Source organism: Paratractidigestivibacter sp., assembly GCF_963660155.1.
Taxonomy (GTDB): Bacteria; Actinomycetota; Coriobacteriia; order Coriobacteriales; family Atopobiaceae; genus Paratractidigestivibacter.
Genome location: NZ_CAVKWG010000017.1, coordinates 304,046 through 321,817 on the forward strand (window position 1 = coordinate 304,046; position 17,772 = coordinate 321,817).

Here is a 17,772-nt window from a genome sequence, read left to right on the forward strand (position 1 = left end):
TCGGTGGGCGCGCAGGACCGGGGCGCGGGGCCTTGGCCCGCGACCTAGATGACGGCCTTGCCGGAGCTGCGGCGCTCCTCGGCCGAGAGGTCCTGGCGAAGCTTCGCGAGACCGAGCTCGAGGCCCACGGGGTAGGTCTGCGGGTTAAGAAAGCGCGTGATGGCAGGGTCGAGGTGCATGATGGCCGTTTTGCAGCGCTCGCGGGCCTCCTCGATGGTCGAGGTCGCGGCCGCCTGGCCGTGGTATACCACGCGCACGAGCAGCTCCTTGGGCTCACCGGTAAGGTCGTAGGACTGGAAGGTGTCCAGAATGTCGATCATCTCGTCGGTCTGGGGCTCGATGCCCTCCTGGCAGATCATGTCGCCCGCGGGGCAGCCGACCTCGTCATAGAAGCGCAGCACGTGCTGGACGCCGGGGATGGTGCGCTTATAGGCCTGCTCGGAGAGCTTGATGACCGGGCGCCACTCCTCGTCGGCCGAGGCGCGGATGGCCGAGAGCTTGTACACGCCGCCCAGGCTCGGCTGCTGGTCGCAGGTGGCGAGCTTGGTGCCCACGCCGAAGGAGTCGATGGGCGCACCCTGGGCGAAGAGCGACTGGATGGTGTACTCGTCAAGGTCGTTGGAGACGGAGATCTTCACGTACGGCAGGCCCGCCTCGTCGAACGCCTTGCGAGCGTCCTTGGAGAGCCGAGCGAGGTCGCCGGAGTCGATACGGACGGCCGAGAGGCGCTCGCCGGCCTTCTCCATCTCCTTGGCGCAGGCGATGGCGTTCTGGATGCCCTGGTGCACGTCGTAGGTGTCGAGCAGAAGGCAGCAGTTCTTGGGACTGGACTTGGCGAAGGCGCAAAACGCCTCGAGCTCGGTGGGGAACGCCATGACCCACGAGTGGGCATGCGTGCCGAACACGGGAATGCCGTAGATCTTGCCGGCGAGGACGTTGGAGGTCGAGGAGGCGCCGGCGATGTAGGAGGCGCGGGCCACGGCGAGGCCGCCGTCGGGGCCCTGGGCGCGGCGAAGGCCGAAGTCGGAGACGGGGTGCCCCTCGGCGGACTTGACCACGCGGGCGCACTTGGTGGCCACGAGCGTCTGGAAGTTCACCAAGTTGAGCAGGGCCGTCTCGATGAGCTGGCAGTCGATCACGGGTCCCATGACGCGCACCATGGGCTCGCGCGGGAAGACGACCTCGCCCTCGGGAACGGCGTCGATAGTGAGGTCAAGGCGGTGTCCGCGCAGGTACTCAAGGAAGTCTGGCTTGAAAAGCGGGCCGCCGCCAGGGGCCACGATACCGCTCAAGTACTCGATGTCCTCGTCGGTAAAGACGAAGTTCTCGACGAGGTCGGCGATCTGGCCCGTGCCGCAAGCGATACCGTAGCCGCCGCCGAACGGGTTCTCGCGGAAGAAGGCGTTGAAGCAGGCCTCCGACGAGCCGAGGCCCGTCTCCCAGAAACCCTGGGCCATGGTGAGCTCGTAGAGGTCGGTGTTCAGGCTTACGTCGGTGGGCTTGGTGCGGTCGGTGAGCGACATTGCGAATCCCCTATCCCTTGTTGGGTGCGGGCCGCGAACAGACGCGCGGCCCGGCGCGATTGCGTTAGCGGAAAATGGCGAGGAGCAGGAACACGGCGGCAACGACAACGACGCCGAGGATGACGACCTTTTGGCCAACGGGCATCTTGAGGTCGTCCTCGTCAGGTTCCATGAGCTTACGGGCGCGCTCGAGATCGGCGGCGTCCTGGGCCGCCTGTGCCTGGGCGCACTGCTTTGCGGCGGTCGCCTTCGCAGCGTCGGCCTTCTCGGCGCGCAGGGCCTCGAGCTCGGCGCGCTCGGCCGCCTGGGCCTTGGCGGCCTCGCGAGCGGCCTTCTCGGCGCGGAGCTGCTCGAGCTCGGCGCGCTCGGCCTCGGTGAGGCCCTCGTTGTCTGCCATAGATCCTCCGCGTCAAAACGGTTGTTTGTCATCTGACAAGTCTATACCCAAGCGACCCCTCGCGGGGACCGCGCTGACCTGCAATGGGGACAGTCCCTTTTGCAGGTTGAGGACACCTGCAAAAGGGACTGTCCCCATTGCAGGTCAGCGGACGCCGGTGAGGTCGAAGCCAGGCACGAAGCTCTCCGAGACCGTGCCGCCCTCTTGCCACCAGATCCGCTCGAAGCCGAGGTCGTCAGCGCGGCACAGGGCAATCTCGTACTCGTCCTCGGAAACAGCGCGGGCAAGGTCACCGCCGGCCTCGCGGCAGCGGGCATTGGGCGTGTACTGATTCATGAGCGAGAGATCGGCGTCGTTGCCGGCGATATCCCACACCCGGCCGAGAACCTCACAGGTGTCGTCCACGTGACCCGGGAGCAGCAGGTGGCGCACGATGACGCCGCGCTTCATGAGGCCGGTTCGTTCGTCGACGAGGCGCCCACCGGCAGCACGTATCTGGTCGACCATCTGCGCGAGCGCCGCAGCGGCGATGTCAGGATAGTCGGGCGCCGCGGAGAGCTCGCCTGCGAGCGCGCCGTCCGCATACTTGAAATCCGGCAGCCAGACGTCCACAACATCGGCCATGGCCCGCACGGTCTCGACCGTCTCGTAGCCGCCTGTATTGCAAACCACAGGCAGGTGAAGGCCCTGTTCTCGAGCAAGAAGCACCGCATTGCGCACCGTCGGCGCGAAGTGGAGGGCGGTTACGAGATTGATGTTCGCCGCGCCCTGCTCCTCAAGCTCGAGCATCATCTGCGCCACGCGCTCGGGCTTGACAGTGAGGCCGAATCCGCCCGTCGAGATCTCGTGGTTCTGGCAAAATACGCACTTGAGCGTGCAGCCCGAGAAGAACACGGCGCCGCTTCCGCACTCGCCGGAAATCGGCGGCTCTTCCCAGAAGTGGAGGGCGGAGCGCGCGGCTCGCGGAGCCGACGTCATGCCGCAGACGCCCGTCTTGCCGTGGGTGCGGTCGGTGCCGCAACGGCGAGGGCAGATGGCGCAGGCGCCGTAGGGGTCCTCACCAAAGGACGATTCGGGCGCGACGTTTGCCGCAGATGGCTGGCTAACCTGCTCGGACACTACTTGTCGCGCTCCCGCCAGTGCTGCTCGGAGCGTTTTACGGCCTCGGCCTCAAAGTCCTCGTCGGCCGGGGTGATGAGCTCATCCTCGCCAGTGCGCGGGTTGTAGTGATGCAGCAACACGGGCTCGAACAGGTGCAGGTGCTTGGCGAAGAGGAACGAGACCACGGCGAGCGCGGCGAAGATGACGACGCGCGGCCAGGTTCCGACCTGCGTCATAACGACGGAGCCGAAGCACAAAAGCAGCGTCCAGCCGTACATGACGAGCACAGCCTGTCGCTGGTCGAAGCCCTCGTCGAGCAGGCGGTGATGGATGTGGCCGCGGTCGGGCTGGCCTATGCTCACGTGCGCACGGGTTCTGCGGACAATGGCAGAGAAAGTGTCAAGGATGGGCACCGCGGCGATGACGATGGGCACGATGATGGTAGTGAGGCCCGCGAAGCGCGTCACCGATAGCAGCGACGCGCAGCCAAGCGCGAAACCTAAGGTGAGCGAGCCGGAATCACCCATAAAAATGGACGCAGGGTGAAAGTTATAGCGCAAAAAGCCCAACGAGGAGCCCGTGACGACGATGCAGAGTGCCGCCGCGTCAAGGCGCCCGGCCATGACCGAAAGCACAAACATGGTGAAGCTCGCGATGCCGGAGATGCCGGCGGCAAGCCCGTCGAGACCGTCGATGAGGTTGATGATGTTCACGTAGGCGACGAGGTAGATCACTGTGATGGGGTACGCGAGCCAGCCGAGGCTGACGAACCCCGGGCCAAAGGGGTTCGAGATGTCGCCGATGACGAGGCCGCCCGCGACGGCGATAATGGCCGCGAGGAGCTGACCCGCGAACTTGATCTTGGGCTTGAGCGAAAACTTGTCGTCGAGCAGGCCCGTGGCGAAGATGACGCAGAAAGCCTCGACGAGCATCCAGTAGTTGACGTTGAGCTTGGGCGAGGGCACCAGGACGACAGGCCAGCCCCAGCTCATGGTCCCGATGTACTGGAGCGCGAAGGCGGCGGCGATGCCCGAGAAGATGGCGATGCCGCCCATGCGCGGGATGGGGACCTTGTTGACGCGTCGGCCGGTCGGCTTGTCGATGGCTCCGAGGGCGACGGCGATCTTTCGGGCGACAGGGGTCATGAGGAGCGACGCGGCAAGAGACGCGAGAAAAAGGCAGGAGAAGGGGATCCAGTCAGGAACGTGGTAGCTCAATTGCCTCTCCCCTCTTTGCTCGTCGGTCGGTCATTGCGTCAGCGCGGACCTCCTCGCCTGTGCACAGCATATTTCAGTTTACAGGACTGCGCGAGTTCGTGGGAGCGCGAGACGTTCGCCGTCGTTGTCGCTCCACATGACGGAAAGAAGGCAAAAGTCAAGGCTTTACCTGCGGAATAGCTGGACTATATTGAAGGTGTCGTCGCCCCGCGCCTAAACTGGGTGAACCGACAAGCACGACTAGGGAGTCCTAAATCTCGTGTTCAGTACGGGGATTCTCCGTTGACGAGAAAGCCGGAACGCGCGATGCGGACACCCACCTGATGAAGGTGGGTTCATTATTGGCGCGGGACGGCGATTTTTCTGTGCGGTGGAAAGGCTTCGCGGGCGCCGGGCGCGCATGGGTGTTTGAAATTTCGGACAGTCCTCTTCGCACGAACGTGACATTAAGTCACGTTCGGCTCATGCGGTACTCATTTCAAACCCCCAAGCGCGCCCGGCGCCCGCGAAGCCTCACGCAACTTGAGAAAACATCGCCGTGCAAGGGGCGACGCCTCAAGCACGTGGCGGGCGGGAATGCGCTTCGCTATTCCCGCCTTTCTAGCTGCGGCTCATTGCGAGGCTGTCACGTTTACGAACATGAGAGGGCGCCCGCGCGTTAATTGGCCTCGCGGAAGGAAGGGAGCTCGGGGTTGAATCCGGCTTCGGAGAGGGCGTCAATAATCTCCTGGCGGTGCTCGGGGCCGTAGGCCTCGATGGTCACGCGCAGCTCGACGGCGGCGTTGCGGTTGGTGGTCACGAACTGGTTGTGCTTGAGCTTAATGACGTTGCCATTATGCTCGGCGATAACGCTGGCCACGCGCACGAGGGAGCCGGGGCGATCGGGCAGAAGGACGCTCACGGTAAAGACGCGGCTGCGCTGGATAAGGCCGTACTGGACAACGGAGCTCATGGTGATGACGTCCATGTTGCCGCCGGAGAGGACGCAGGCGACGCGGCGGCCGTCGGCGGGCAACTGCTTGGCCGCGGCCACGCTGAGCAGGCCGGAGTTCTCGACGATCATCTTGTGGTTCTCGACCATGTCGAGGAAGCTCACGACGAGCTCGTCGTCCTCGACGAGAAGCACGTCGTCGAGGTTCTCCTTGAGGTACGGGAGGACCTTGTCGCCAACCTCGAGGACTGCAGTGCCGTCGGCGATGGTGTTTGCGGACGGCAGCTTGACCGCGTGGCCGGCCTCAAGGGCGGCCGTCAGGCTCGGAGCGCCCGCGGGCTCGACGCCGATGACGCGAATCTTGGGGTTGTAGAGCTTGGCGAAGGTGGCGATGCCGCAGGAGAGTCCGCCGCCGCCCACAGGCACGAGAATGGTATCGACGAGCGGGAGCTCCTGCACGATTTCCATGCCGATGGTGCCCTGGCCCGTGGCCACGGTCTCGTCGTTGAAGGGCGGGATATAGGTAAGACCCTGCTCCTCGGCGAGCTTCTGGGCGTACTCCCCCGCCTCGTCGAAGACGTCGCCGTGAAGGATGACCTCGGCGCCGTAGCCCTTGGTGCGCTCGACCTTGATGAGCGGCGTCGTGGTGGGCATGACGACGATGGAGCGCGCGCCCGCGTGGGTGGCCGCGTAGGCGACGCCCTGTGCGTGGTTGCCGGCGCTTGCGGTGATGACGCCGCGGTCGAGCTCGTCTTGGCTGAGCTTCGAGATCTTGTAATAGGCGCCGCGGAGCTTGTAGGCGCCCGTGCGCTGCATGTTCTCGGGCTTGAGCCACACACGGTTGCCGGTAGCGGCGCAAAGATAGGGGCTCTCGACGAGCTTGGTCTCGAGCGTAACCTCCTTAACCTTCTCGGAGGCCTCCTCGAACGCCTCGAGCGTGAGCATGTCCGCCATGACGGCTCCTTTCGGTTTCGCGGCGCGTCCGCGGCCGGCGCGCGCAAAGAAAAAACCCGAACGTCGTTTGACGTCCGGGCCTGCTAATTCCTGGTGGAGATGAAGGGATTCGAACCCTCGGCCTCTGCCTTGCGAAGGCAGCGCTCTCCCAGCTGAGCTACATCCCCAGGCGCTCTTGCGCGTTGGTAATTTTAGGCAGTAGTGCCCGCGCGTGTCAAGCAAGAATTGCCGCCTTCGGGTTACTTCATGCCATACCAGGCGATGCCCTCGTCCATCCAGCCGGCGTCGACGACGGTCTTGATTTCGGAGGCGTCGGCGGTGTAGTGGTGCGTGCCGGTGGCGGCATAGGGGTTGTACGCGCGGTAGACGGCCGCGCCCTCGGCGTCGTCGGAGTACCAGCCGACACCCTCGTAGGTCCAGCCGGCGGCCTTGCAGGCCTCGACCTCTTTCTCGTCGGCAGTGTAGTGGTGGTCGCCACCGGGGACGTAGCTGTTGTAGAGGCGATAGACCGGCCTCGAGGATCTCGACGGGGCGACCCAGGCTCCACCCTCGTCCTTCCAGCCGGTGGCCACGCAGCTCTCGACCTCGCCCTTGTCCGCGGTGTAGAAGTGCTCACCGGTGTAGGGGTTGTACAGGCGCATCATCTGAATTTGATTGAGTATCGAAAAATGGGCGCTGGCGTAACCCGAGTAATTGCCGACGCAAGAAGCCAACACGTCCTCCCCGGCCTCGTCATTTGGATCGACCCCGCTGATTGTTACCGACGCCGTACCCGGCCGGATGTTGTCCGAATAGGTTACTTTATAGTCGGCATCTTGCTTTAAAGTCTTATTGCCAAGCATAACGACGACTTCTGGCCTCTGCGCCGCGCCGTTGTAATAGAACGTCGTCAGAGAAAGCGAGATCTTTGCGCTCGTCAGCGGCAATCGCCCGATAGCAAATGTTGCGACCTTAAAGGAGCCCGCGTAGACGCCCAGGCCCGCTATCCTGACGCTCGCCGTCCCCGCGTTCACATTGTTTGAATAGGTCAGTTCATAGTCCACGCCCTCGAGCAGCGCGTCCCCATTCAATGTAACAACAACCGCCGGCTCCACCTCGGAACCCGTGTAGATGTTGCCACCGGCAACGACAACGTTAGCATTGGCAAAAGCGCCAACCGCATCTAGCGCTTCGTCGACAACGGCAGGTTTTGCAACGGCGAAAACGACATTGGCGGCGCAGGAACAAAGCGACGCGACAACAGCGCAAATCGCAATAACTAGCATATATTCAGGACTGTCGAGCCGCCGAAGGTTCGCTTTCATGCAAGAAAAACCTTTGATCCTAGTTCTTGCCAACAGACTGGCGGCGCTCAAGATCGATGAGAAGCGTATCCGCATCAATCGCGGGCAGGAGAATCTTCGGCGTAGGCGACAGCGATGATAGCTCCGCTAGCTTTGCTGAGGCGAAACCATGGGCCGCCTTTATGGCCTCGAGCAGAAGCGAGCGGGACATCTTGTCGTCGCGCCGCGCCTCAGGGTCATCGCCCCCAGCCATGTGCCGAGCAGCGCCAGCAGTGCTCTCCATGGCCGCCACACTCGTCACGACGCCCAAAGTTATCCCAAATACAAGTGCCGGATCGGAATCGGGCTTACCGGCATTTTCGCCAGCCTCGAGCCTAATGGTAACCACAGCCCGAAGAACAGTCCTCTTGTTCTCTGCGTCAAAATCAAAAACGCTCTCGGGATTGTCGATGGACATGGCAATTCCAGATGCCTGGCTCATGGGCTTCACGGCCTTGAAAGCCTGTTCAAGCAGCGTTATGTCATCAACCCTAATTGCAAGCGTGATATCAGTGTCGCCCAAGAAATCCTCCTAAGAAGAGAAAAAAGATTTGCTACGTGAGTTCCAATTTGCTTGTACGAGCATCAAGAACCGTTTTGCAGATGTAGTCAACATCGTCGATAGGTAAATCAGCATACATCGGGAGAGTGAGCACCCGTGCGGCCGCATGGGCCGCAATGGGAGTTGCAGACGAATCGTATTCTTCTCTATAGCAAGCAAAATCGCTGACCAACGGATAGAAATACTTGCGAGCAAATATCGTCTCACGCTTGAGCGCGGCAAGCACATCGTCGCGAGTTGCGCCGAAATCATCCTCGAACACCACAGGAAGATAAGCGTAGTTTGCCTTGACACCCTGCGTCGGCAGGCAGACCTTGATGCCCTTCTCGCCGTCGAGGTTCTCCCAATAACGCTCTGCCACGATCTTGCGCTTAGCGATTTCCTCATCGAGATGCCGGAGGTTACAGATACCCATAGCAGCGCAAAACTCGTTCATTTTCGCGTTGCCGCCAACGTACTCGACATCTTCAGGGCTCGTAATACCAAAGTTCTTCCATTGATTGAGCAAATCAAGGAGCGCGGGATCGCTAAAGCAGACCGCACCGCCCTCGATGGTGTTGAACACCTTGGTGGCGTGAAAGCTAAACATTGAGGCATCGCCGAAAGTAGCAGCGGAGACCCCGTTCTTCTCCACGCCAAAGGCATGAGCAGCGTCGTATATAACCTTCAGGCCATGCTTGTCGGCAATAGCCTGAATGGCCTCGTTGTCGCAAAGATTGCCATAGACGTGAACGGGAACGATGGCGCACGTGTTCTCGTCGATCGCCTCCTCGATAAGGTCGGGGTCGAGCGTGTAGTCAGACTCCTTGATATCGACGAAACGGGGCTCAAGGCCCTTACGCACAATGGCGTGCGTCGTAGAGGCGAAGGTATAGGGCGTAGTAACAACATTGCCCGTAAGGCCCATAGCCTCGATCACACACTCAAGTGCATTGTGCCCGTTTGTGAACAAGGCGATGTTATCGACGCCGAGATAAGACTTGAGATCACGCTCGAGCCGATGGTGCTTGTCGCCCATATTGGTGAGCCAATGAGTCTCCCAAAGAGACCTGATCTCCTCAACGTACTCATCAAAAGGGGGCATCGACGAGCGGGTCACGAGAATCGGTTCGTTAGCCATCTATCACTCCTATCCGTGAGATACATCGGCAAATTATAAGTCCGACCTACTTGCGTAGTTTGGCGAGCATATCCAACAGATAGGTCATCTCCTCGATCTTGAGCATGTACGCGAGAAGAAGGTACGCAACCGTCATCACGACGGACTGAAGAACGATGGAGGTAAATACGGGAAGGTTGAGCGGCACCACCAGGCAGGAAACGGCACCGGCGGCCACGGCCAGAATAAAAGCCGGGCAGATGTCGCGAATCTGCTCGAGGTAGGAATAACCGATAACGCGCTTGTTGGGGTGTGCATTAACAAAGGTACAGATAATGCTAGAGAGCACATAGCCGAAGACAATCGCAGTGAGGTCCCGGAACACGAAAACGGTCACGCAAAGGATCGACACTCCGATGATTTTCTTTATGACCTCAAGCCTCAGATAAAGATCGCTGCGACCCACGCCATTGAGCACCTGAAGATTGGTCGTGTGTACTGGTAGCAGCGCATATACGAAGCAGTACATGCGCAGATACGGCACGCAGGCTAGCCACTTCTCTCCGAGTAGAAGCAGCACGATAGGTTTAGACACAAAGGCGAATAGGACCATAGACGGCGCGATAAGAAACGTGCTCGTCTTAAGGGCACGGCGAGCAAGGCGCTTAACGTTCTCCTTGTTGTCCTGTACGCGCGCCACAGCCGACAGCATGACAGGCTGGATAGCCCCGTCAAGCATGAGGCCGAGCGCCTGCGGGTACTTCTTGCCCTGCGAGACGAAGCCGAGGCTGCTTGAATCGAACACCTTGCCGATCATCAAATCCGACAGGCTTTGGTAGCCCTGCTCAAGCAAACCTGAGACAAGGAGCTTCCAACTGAACGAGAAGAGGAGCCTCGCGCGACCCGCATCGAACAAAAACCGCGGCTTCCAGGGAATCTGCACGGCTAAAACAATGGACTTGACTACCTGAAACAAGAGCTGTTGGACAACAAGCGCCCAGATGCCTGTGCCGGCCACCGCCGAGATAATGCCCAAAGCGCCCGAGGTCACGCCGGCGATCACGGTAGCTCGGGCCGTCTTGTTGAACTCGAGCGCGCGAGCAACGACCGCCTCTTGGATTGAGTTATACGCATTCACTATGAGAATCAAGACAAGCGCGCGCAGCGGGGCGACGATCGAGGGCATCACGTAATAGGCGGCGATTGCTGGTGCAGCAGCGAAAACGATTACGTATAGAACAAGCGAGACAACAAAGGACATCCAGAACACCGTAGAGTAGTCTCGCTCAGTAACATCTGGCCCCTGGATTATCGCCGTATTGAGACCCGACTGGACAATGACGTTGCCGACGTTGACGAACACGAGCATAATCGCGAGCATGCCGAACTCGTCCGGCGCCAAAAGGCGTGCCATGACGATTTGCACAACGAGACTTACGAAGGAGGACGCGGACTGCTCGAACAACTTCCAGATCAGCGAGGATACCGTCTTTTTCTTAAGGTCATCGTTTGAGGACATGCATGCGCTCCGAACCTAGTAGTACATCGAAAAGATGACGCGATGCAGCGGCTTCGCGTACGCGTATAGGCAGATGTCGAGCTTGGCCGGGAGGCTCTCGCGACTAAACATCTTGGGCCAACGACGCCGAAGCGTGCTTGCGTCGCGGAGGTCCTTGTAATACAGGTATTCCATACGCTCAATGCCCGCAGCAACCTGATCATGGTAGGCTCCGTCAGACATCTCGTCGGCAGCACGAAGCAGCTCACAGCGCAGTTCGCGCTTCTTCGCAGCGATATGTGCATGCTCCTCGCTCATAAACATTGAGCGGTTGGTCGAATTCTTGGCCATGAAGCGATAGGCGCTCATGATGCGGTCGAGGTAATAGATCCCCCCGTTAAGGGCAAAGCACACCAGCATCTTCTGGTCACCGTCGCACTTTAGGCTGTAAAGCCTGGAGCCGCAGTAATCTTTTAGAGAACTCATGCGAATCAGCAGGCTGTTCGTCGAGTAGCATTGTGTGTTTGAGAGCGCGTCGGCAACATCAATCAGGCAATCATGATCGGCGTAGCGCATGACCGATAGCCTCTTCTCGGAGTCAGCCTGAACATTCTCGTTTGCGTGCACACAGGCGGCGATTTGGGGCATATTGCGCATGATGTGAAGCTGGATACGGAGCTTGTCGGGGTCCGTCCAGTAGTCGTCGCCCTCACACATGGCGCCAAACTCGCCGCGACTATTGGGGACGACGAAATCGCCCATCGAACTCTTCCCTTTTGAGTACTGGTTCTCCTCGTGGGTAATTACGCGCATAACCTCGGGGTACCTTGCTTGGTAATCAAGAAGCACCTGAGTGGTCCCATCGGTAGAACAATCGTCGTTCACAACAATCTCGTAAGGCTCATCGATATTTTGTGCAAGAAAGCTGTCGAGTGCCTTTCCGATATAGTCAACTTGGTTGAAAGTAATGCACTGAACGCTGATAACGGGGTCTTTGACAAGCTTGTCGTTGTCTTGGACTATCAACATGAACGAATCCCTCGAATCGCTGTACGGGAGCTAGAGCTCGATCTCATAAAGGCGCATATCACCGTCGCAAAGCAGTGATTTAAATCCCGGGGTGTCGTCACGAATAGTGTCGACGCCCGTCCATTCGTCAGAATTGTATCCAAGGGTATAGAAGGTGCCCTGCAAGTTTAGACCGGCATCGTTTCGGTCGCCCTGGTCCAGCAAAAGAACGTACTTTATTCCCAACCGGTCGACAGCATCCCGAACAGATGCGTCGCTGGCAATGTTGCAGAGATTGGCCATAAGATACGACTCGTCACTGCCCTCGCTTAAGAATCCAAAACGAGGAAAGACGACGTTTAGGCCGTCCATCGCGTAGCTGAAGACGCTACCGTCATACGGCTGGTTAATAACAAGGGAATCACCGACGATTTCCCTTGCCTTCTTAACGAAGTTGCTTTCCTTATTTGTATAGAATTTAATTTTTTTATTGGTGGCACAGTCATGAGTTTCCCAAGCAATCGTATCGAATCCCCATGAAGCAAACCGAGGGATATCGAACAAGGGAAAATAATTGAATCCCGCAAATAGCACCAAACACACAGCTTGCAGAATCAAGGCGGCGCGATGGCACACGGCCTTCGGCAAATAAACGGACATGCGCTGGAGACCTCGAGTCACAAGGGTCAAAGCGGTATCCAGCCCAGCTGCAACCAAAGGCACCGCGACGATGCAAACGCAAGATGCAGTGCGACTGCAGTCGTTATAGCAAAAACCGGATATATAACCGCGAAGCGCACCATCCATGGCGACCGATGCCAAGTAGACGATAGCGACCGCGGCATAAGAGAAAGTAAGCCATCGGCTCTCCCCCTCTGTCAGAACACGCACGGCGCCAATGAACAGGGCAACGAATAGGAGATACTGGGGCCGCCAGATGATGAACTGGAAAGTCAAAAGCTTTGGAAGCGCCTGCGCCAAAGTGAATCGTTTCTCCTGCTCGTAGCTCACGAGGCTCTGCATGAAGGGAAGCCGCATCACCGCAACCCAAGCGACGACGCAAAGGACGAGAAACAGGAACTCGCAGAAAATTCCGACCGGCACCGATGCCTTGTTCTTTATGGCCCCAGAAACACTCTTGCGGACCTCTCTCATAAGGAACGGTATCGTAAAGATCGCCGAAAAGAACAGCGCGTTGGGCTGAGAAAGAACCAGCGCAGCACAGGCGCTTATAAACATGGCGACGCAAACGACTCGATCGCGGGTACCGGCATTCTTGCTGAAAAGCCTCAGAAACACGGCAAGAGAGGCAGGCATGAGCGCAAAAGACGCCAGGTTAGGGTAAAGCGGGCCAGAAATCAGGATCTTCCAGGGAAAGAACCAGGCGCACAGGCAGAAAAGAGAGCCCAAAAGAACTCTACGTGGCTTATCCGGGAACAAGGTGGCCAAAAAGCAGAACATCCCGAGCGGAAAAGCGCACAAAACAAAGGAGAGGGCAGACGCTTGGGCGGCAATCGTTGTGACACAACCGGTCGTAGACATAATCAACGCGCTGAAGCAGTGCCACGCCGAAGGGTAGAAGCCGCCTGATAGCGACGAGTAGTTCGCAGATTCAACAAAAGCGCGAAGTCTCGTTAAATGAAAGGCGTTGTCGTAAATGGGCAGCAACTCATCCGGACTCCCCAACGGCGAGAGATAGAAAACTACAGTGAGGAACAGAGAAAATGCAAAACTACCGATGATACAAAGCCCCGTCCAAGAGAGGTGAGGGTGCCCAAGCGGCTTATTAGCAAAACATTCGTGTAAAGATAAAGGCTCACGGATCCGCGCTCCACTACGAATCAAAGCGAGACGCAACGCAAGCAGAAAGGCCATCGGCACAAGCACCAACGAGAGCAACGCGCACGGAACGCCAAAGAATCCGTAAGCCACCGAGAGCACAGCATAAAGAGCTGTAGATGCAACAGGTGCAAATGCCGCAGAAAAGGCGCGGTCAGCCCCAAAAATTCTCCCGATAAGAAAGCCGGGAGCAATTAGCAGGGATATGCCTAGCAGCAAACACGATGCAAATAAAAGCCAAGTCAAGAAGCCAACACCTCCAAAACTTAACAAATAATAATTTCAAAAACTAACAATAGTATGAGGACAACTCGCAGCTATTCACCAAAAAGGCACCGGCCTTTTCTCGTGTCGAATTATCACCCAACTCAGTGTTAAGCTAACAATCATGTCGATACGTAGGAGAATCCAGTGAAAGTCTTAGCAGTCATCCCGGCCTTCAACGAGGAAGAGTGCATCGAGGCCACCGTCGCCGAGCTCAAGGCAACATGCCCCAGCATTAATTACCTCGTGGTCAATGACGGATCAAGGGATTCCACCGAGGCCATTTGCAAGAGCAAGGGCATCACGATCGCAAGCCTCCCAATCAACACTGGGCTTGCCTCGGGATTTAGAACAGGCATGAAGTACGCCTGGCGCCATGATTTCGATGCTGTTATCCAATTCGACGCCGACGGCCAGCATAAACCTGATTTTATTCCGGCAATGATCAAAGAGATGCAGGAATCTAACGCCGATATCGTGATTGCCTCGAGATATCTCGACGGCAAGAAACCTGAAGGCGCTCGCGGTGTCGGATCACGTCTTATATCCAGCCTTATAAAGCTCACGACCGGTACGACAATCACTGACCCAACGAGCGGTATGCGCCTGTTTAACAGGAAGATGATTGAACATTTTGTCCATGATTTTGATATCTCGCCTGAACCAGACACTGTTGCCCTTATGGCTCGGAAGGGCTTAAAAATCACTGAGATCTCCGCCGAGATGAGGGACCGCCAGGGAGGCGAGAGTTACTTCGACATTCCTCACATTGTGGGTTACATGTCTCGTATGTGCGCCTCAATTGTCTTGTTCCAATGGTTTAGGTAGGAAATAATGTCTATTTCACTCAGGATCCTGCTTATCGCCGGTGCCATTTTTGCATCCGCGTTTATCGGAAACAGAATTCATAAATCAAAGATTCTCATGGGGGACGCCATTTTCTGGGTGTTGCTCTCTTTGCTGCTCATTATTCTGGCGTTATTTCCTGGTATCGCGATATTCTTTTCAGGGCTCTTGGGCATCAGCTCTCCCGCGAATTTCGTTTTCATGGCAATTCTCGTTCTGCTCATGGCAAAGATGTTCGCGAATTCCTCCGAAATTAGCATGCTGAAGCATCGAGTCAACGAACTCGCTCAAGAAAACGCGCTTCTCGAGAAGCGCCTACGAGATGCGCACGGAGAATAGTCAAATAGTGACCCTAAAGCAGGCTTATTAGGCGCGGTCGATGGAAAGAAACGCCAACAAGGTTCCCGCATTACGCAAGGCGCCTTTTCGCCAAACGCCAGCACGCGTAAGGAGCCCGATACGCCCAATGCGCGACGAGGCGCGAATCTTCAAAAAAGCCTCGGCCTGAGCAGCCTGCGTTTTGTTAAGCTCGGCGCCAAAAGCACGAGCAAACTCTGCAGCTTGATCGATAGCAGCATTCTCTGTGGCGATTTTATCGCCAATGGCGGCAAGTGCGCGCGTAACAGAGAAACGCTCTGCTCCAACAGAGTTATCGCCGTGTTGCCTATAGCTGATGGTTGCCTTGTCGAGATGAACGACCTCGCCGAAAGCCGCCGCAATAAGTGACGCCCACCAGTCGTGCATGATAATGGCATCCTCGTCAACAGGCCTCTGCAAGAGCTCCAACAATGGCCTGTTCACCATCATCGTGCAGCCGGTAACCAAACAAGAAGCCAAAAAATAACCGAAGTCGCGACAACCTGCATCCATGCCGGAATACGCGAGGAACGAAGGAGAGATGACATTCAAGTCCTTATCCACGACGCGCAGGTCGGTACAAACAAGAAGCGGATTGAACGACTTCGACTCGAGGCGTCTCATGGCCGCAAGCGTAAAGTCAATTTTGTCCCTGTCCCACACATCATCCTGGTCGCACGTCATCACGTAAGGAGCGTCCGCAAGGCGCAACAGAGCCATGAAGTGTTGCTTGGCACCTCCGTACCGCTTGCCATTAAGAACGCGTTTTATACGAGAATCGCGGCCGCAGTACTCATTGATAATCGCCAGGGAGTCATCGCTGGAAACATCGTCGGAAACAAGGAGTTGCCAGTCCTCAAATGTTTGAGAAAGTAGGGAGTCGAGCTGTTCTCGAAGATATTCACCGCCGTTATAAACAGCCATAAGGATTTGAACTTCGGCCATGATTACCCAATCAATCCATAGCATTTCAAGGCCGCAACAAACGCCTTAGGATGTTTTGCAAAGAGAAATACAGCAAGCCGGTTTGCCATGGCGTCTCCCGTAGGGTGGGCAGGCTTTGCATAACTGTCATTTCGCCAAGAAGGCACGTTCATGTCAAGCCATCCAATGTAATGCTGAAGATTGTTATGCGACGTGCTCCACCCGTCGCCTTTACGGGTAAATAGCAAAAACCAGGCAACAAGCCGAACAAAATAGTGCAGGAGAATGGGCGTGAATGAAATGCCTTTCTCCCCCATTAAAGAAAGCAATGCATCGAGCGTCTGCTCAAATTGAAGCCCTTCGCTCGTGCGTTGATTGGTATTTGAGACGCTTTGTGTATTCCAAAACCAGTTGTACCCGCAATAGCGAATGACCTCAACCTTGTTAGCGAGCTCAACAGCAGGGAGCGAGAAATACAGGTCTTCCAGAATATTGGTGCTTAAAAACTCAATATGATTATCTCGAATAAAGTCAGTGCGATATAACTTGGCCCACGCCGCCTCGGCAACATAAGGCCCCCATTCATCATCGGGTCTCGGCTTGGCCTCGAGAACAATCTTGCCGCTCTCATCGGGCCTACGATATCCGCTGCACACAACATCGGCGCCAGAAGATAGGGCCGCTTCGAGCAACTCCCCAACGAAATCAGCATCAAGCCAATCGTCATTATCCGCAAATGTCAAATACTTACCGCAGGCAAGCGCGACTCCGTTGTTTCTTGCGGCGGCGGCACCAGCATTAACTTGATGCACGACGATGACACGAGCCGGGTCTTGGACGGAGTAGCGATCGAGAATGGCCGCAGAATCATCCGAAGAGCCGTCATCGACACAAATGACTTCTATATTGGGATACGTCTGCCCCAGTATGCTATCCAAGCAGCGACAAATGTACTTCTCGCTATTGTAGACGGGCACCACAACGGAAACCAATGGATGACTGTCGCTAGAGCTCATTGCTCTTTGTCCCCCTTGAATAGACGTGCTCGATCAAGGCGGCCACAGGATTCGGCCAGAATTTCTGGAGCATCTCCAGGTCCTCCTCATCTCGCTTACGGGATGTGATCAGCTCAGAGGTAGTGGACTCAGGGTGGATGCGATGACGCATAAGAATGTGATCTTTGTCGTACAAGAAAGAGCCATCGAGCCGCGAAAGCACCTCCCACGTAGCCCAGTCTAGATTGGACTTCATGCCGACGACGAAAGGTGGATTCGGGCAGTTCTTTGCATTAAAGGTGACGGCGGGGCAGCAAATAGCCGAGCCGAAACGGAGCGCCGAGCGCTTAGCGTTGCGCTTAGCCGCGTTCGCAGGATTCGCGAGGCGCCTGAGCAGGCGACGCTTTACAGTAAGAAAATCTGAATCGTCGACACTCAGGCCGCAACGAAGCTCGCCATAGTCGCAAAAATAAATCAGTGAAGCGACATCGGACGAGAGTGCGTCGACGGCGGCTCGAGCATAGTCGGGAAGATAGACGTCGTCCTGATGGGCAATCGTCACAAATTGACTGCTTGCCTGCAGGTAGGCAAAATTCCAATCCTCACCGATACCGCTCTTTCCGGTGTTCACGTAAACGGGGAGGCCATACTCGGAAGCAATGTCGTCGAGCCACTCGCTCGGGGTCGAAGTTGCTATGAACACTTCGCTTTCAGGGCCCCGCTGGGCACGAAGCGAGTCGAGACATTCACGAAGATACGGGCTCTTACCGTATGCACAGACAGCGAATGTATGTTGAGCGGTCGAAGCCATCTACGCGCGAAGTTCCTTAAGATACTCGGCCAGTTCGTCTTCCCAGTCACGCGGCGAGAAGCCCGTGGACTCGAGCTTGGAGAGGTCGAGCGCGGAGAAGTGCGGGCGCGGGGCGATCGGGCCC

The 17,772-nt window shown here is 57.3% G+C and carries 16 protein-coding genes and 1 tRNA gene; 2 read left to right on the plus strand and 15 right to left on the minus strand.

Going from position 1 to position 17,772, the window contains the following annotated elements; all coding sequences use genetic code 11:
• Positions 1-44 precede the first annotated feature (44 nt).
• The 12 genes from U5709_RS03690 to U5709_RS03745 form a co-directional block, all read right to left on the minus strand.
• Positions 45-1,523: a nicotinate phosphoribosyltransferase gene (locus U5709_RS03690; protein WP_321971469.1), complete on the minus strand. Its 1,479-nt coding sequence runs from the start codon at positions 1,521-1,523 to the stop codon at positions 45-47.
• 64 nt (positions 1,524-1,587) lie between these two features.
• On the minus strand, positions 1,588-1,920 hold the full coding sequence (locus U5709_RS03695) for a hypothetical protein (protein WP_321971470.1): 333 nt from the start codon (positions 1,918-1,920) through the stop codon (positions 1,588-1,590).
• 144 nt (positions 1,921-2,064) lie between these two features.
• Complete coding sequence (locus U5709_RS03700) at positions 2,065-2,955, minus strand: radical SAM protein (RefSeq protein WP_321971479.1); 891 nt, start codon at positions 2,953-2,955, stop codon at positions 2,065-2,067.
• Between the two features lie 83 nt (positions 2,956-3,038).
• Positions 3,039-4,238 (minus strand): MraY family glycosyltransferase, encoded by a 1,200-nt coding sequence (locus U5709_RS03705; protein ID WP_321971471.1) that lies wholly within the window; start codon positions 4,236-4,238, stop codon positions 3,039-3,041.
• 658 nt (positions 4,239-4,896) lie between these two features.
• Positions 4,897-6,123 carry a threonine ammonia-lyase gene (gene ilvA / locus U5709_RS03710; RefSeq protein WP_321971472.1) on the minus strand — a complete coding sequence of 409 codons (1,227 nt, stop codon included), beginning with the start codon at positions 6,121-6,123 and terminating at the stop codon, positions 4,897-4,899.
• A 91-nt stretch (positions 6,124-6,214) separates the two neighbouring features.
• Positions 6,215-6,290, minus strand: a tRNA-Ala gene (locus U5709_RS03715).
• A 72-nt stretch (positions 6,291-6,362) separates the two neighbouring features.
• The gene (locus U5709_RS03720; RefSeq protein ID WP_321972805.1) at positions 6,363-7,427 is read right to left on the minus strand and encodes a hypothetical protein; all 1,065 of its coding nucleotides are present in this window, start codon (positions 7,425-7,427) and stop codon (positions 6,363-6,365) included.
• A gap of 19 nt (positions 7,428-7,446) precedes the next feature.
• A complete protein-coding gene (locus tag U5709_RS03725; RefSeq protein WP_321972806.1) occupies positions 7,447-7,968 on the minus strand; it encodes a hypothetical protein in 522 nt (173 codons plus the stop codon).
• 31 nt (positions 7,969-7,999) lie between these two features.
• Positions 8,000-9,127, minus strand: a complete 1,128-nt coding sequence (locus tag U5709_RS03730) for a DegT/DnrJ/EryC1/StrS family aminotransferase (RefSeq protein ID WP_321971475.1) — start codon at positions 9,125-9,127, stop codon at positions 8,000-8,002.
• 46 nt (positions 9,128-9,173) lie between these two features.
• The gene (locus U5709_RS03735) at positions 9,174-10,625 is read right to left on the minus strand and encodes a lipopolysaccharide biosynthesis protein (RefSeq protein ID WP_321972807.1); all 1,452 of its coding nucleotides are present in this window, start codon (positions 10,623-10,625) and stop codon (positions 9,174-9,176) included.
• Between the two features lie 15 nt (positions 10,626-10,640).
• On the minus strand, positions 10,641-11,633 hold the full coding sequence (locus U5709_RS03740) for a glycosyltransferase family 2 protein (RefSeq protein ID WP_321971477.1): 993 nt from the start codon (positions 11,631-11,633) through the stop codon (positions 10,641-10,643).
• Positions 11,634-11,663: 30 nt separating this feature from the next.
• Positions 11,664-13,697, minus strand: a complete 2,034-nt coding sequence (locus U5709_RS03745) for a DUF6541 family protein (protein WP_321972808.1) — start codon at positions 13,695-13,697, stop codon at positions 11,664-11,666.
• Between the two features lie 165 nt (positions 13,698-13,862).
• Between U5709_RS03745 and U5709_RS03750 the strand changes: the two genes are divergently transcribed.
• Both U5709_RS03750 and U5709_RS03755 read left to right on the plus strand, forming a co-directional pair.
• Positions 13,863-14,543, plus strand: a complete 681-nt coding sequence (locus U5709_RS03750; protein ID WP_321972809.1) for a glycosyltransferase family 2 protein — start codon at positions 13,863-13,865, stop codon at positions 14,541-14,543.
• Positions 14,544-14,549: 6 nt separating this feature from the next.
• Positions 14,550-14,900, plus strand: coding sequence for a DUF2304 domain-containing protein (locus tag U5709_RS03755; RefSeq protein WP_321972810.1), 351 nt, complete (start codon positions 14,550-14,552; stop codon positions 14,898-14,900).
• A 27-nt stretch (positions 14,901-14,927) separates the two neighbouring features.
• Here the strand turns inward: U5709_RS03755 and U5709_RS03760 are convergent, their stop codons facing one another.
• From U5709_RS03760 to U5709_RS03770, 3 genes are read right to left on the minus strand one after another with little or no spacing between them, the layout of a single operon-like run.
• Entirely contained in the window at positions 14,928-15,863 is a 936-nt protein-coding gene (locus U5709_RS03760) for a glycosyltransferase family 2 protein (RefSeq protein ID WP_321972811.1), read from the minus strand.
• A 2-nt stretch (positions 15,864-15,865) separates the two neighbouring features.
• Entirely contained in the window at positions 15,866-16,858 is a 993-nt protein-coding gene (locus U5709_RS03765) for a glycosyltransferase family A protein (RefSeq protein ID WP_321972812.1), read from the minus strand.
• Positions 16,848-17,648, minus strand: coding sequence for a glycosyltransferase (locus U5709_RS03770; protein ID WP_321972813.1), 801 nt, complete (start codon positions 17,646-17,648; stop codon positions 16,848-16,850). The genes U5709_RS03765 and U5709_RS03770 overlap by 11 nt, the downstream gene beginning before the upstream one ends.
• Positions 17,649-17,772: the final 124 nt, after the last annotated feature.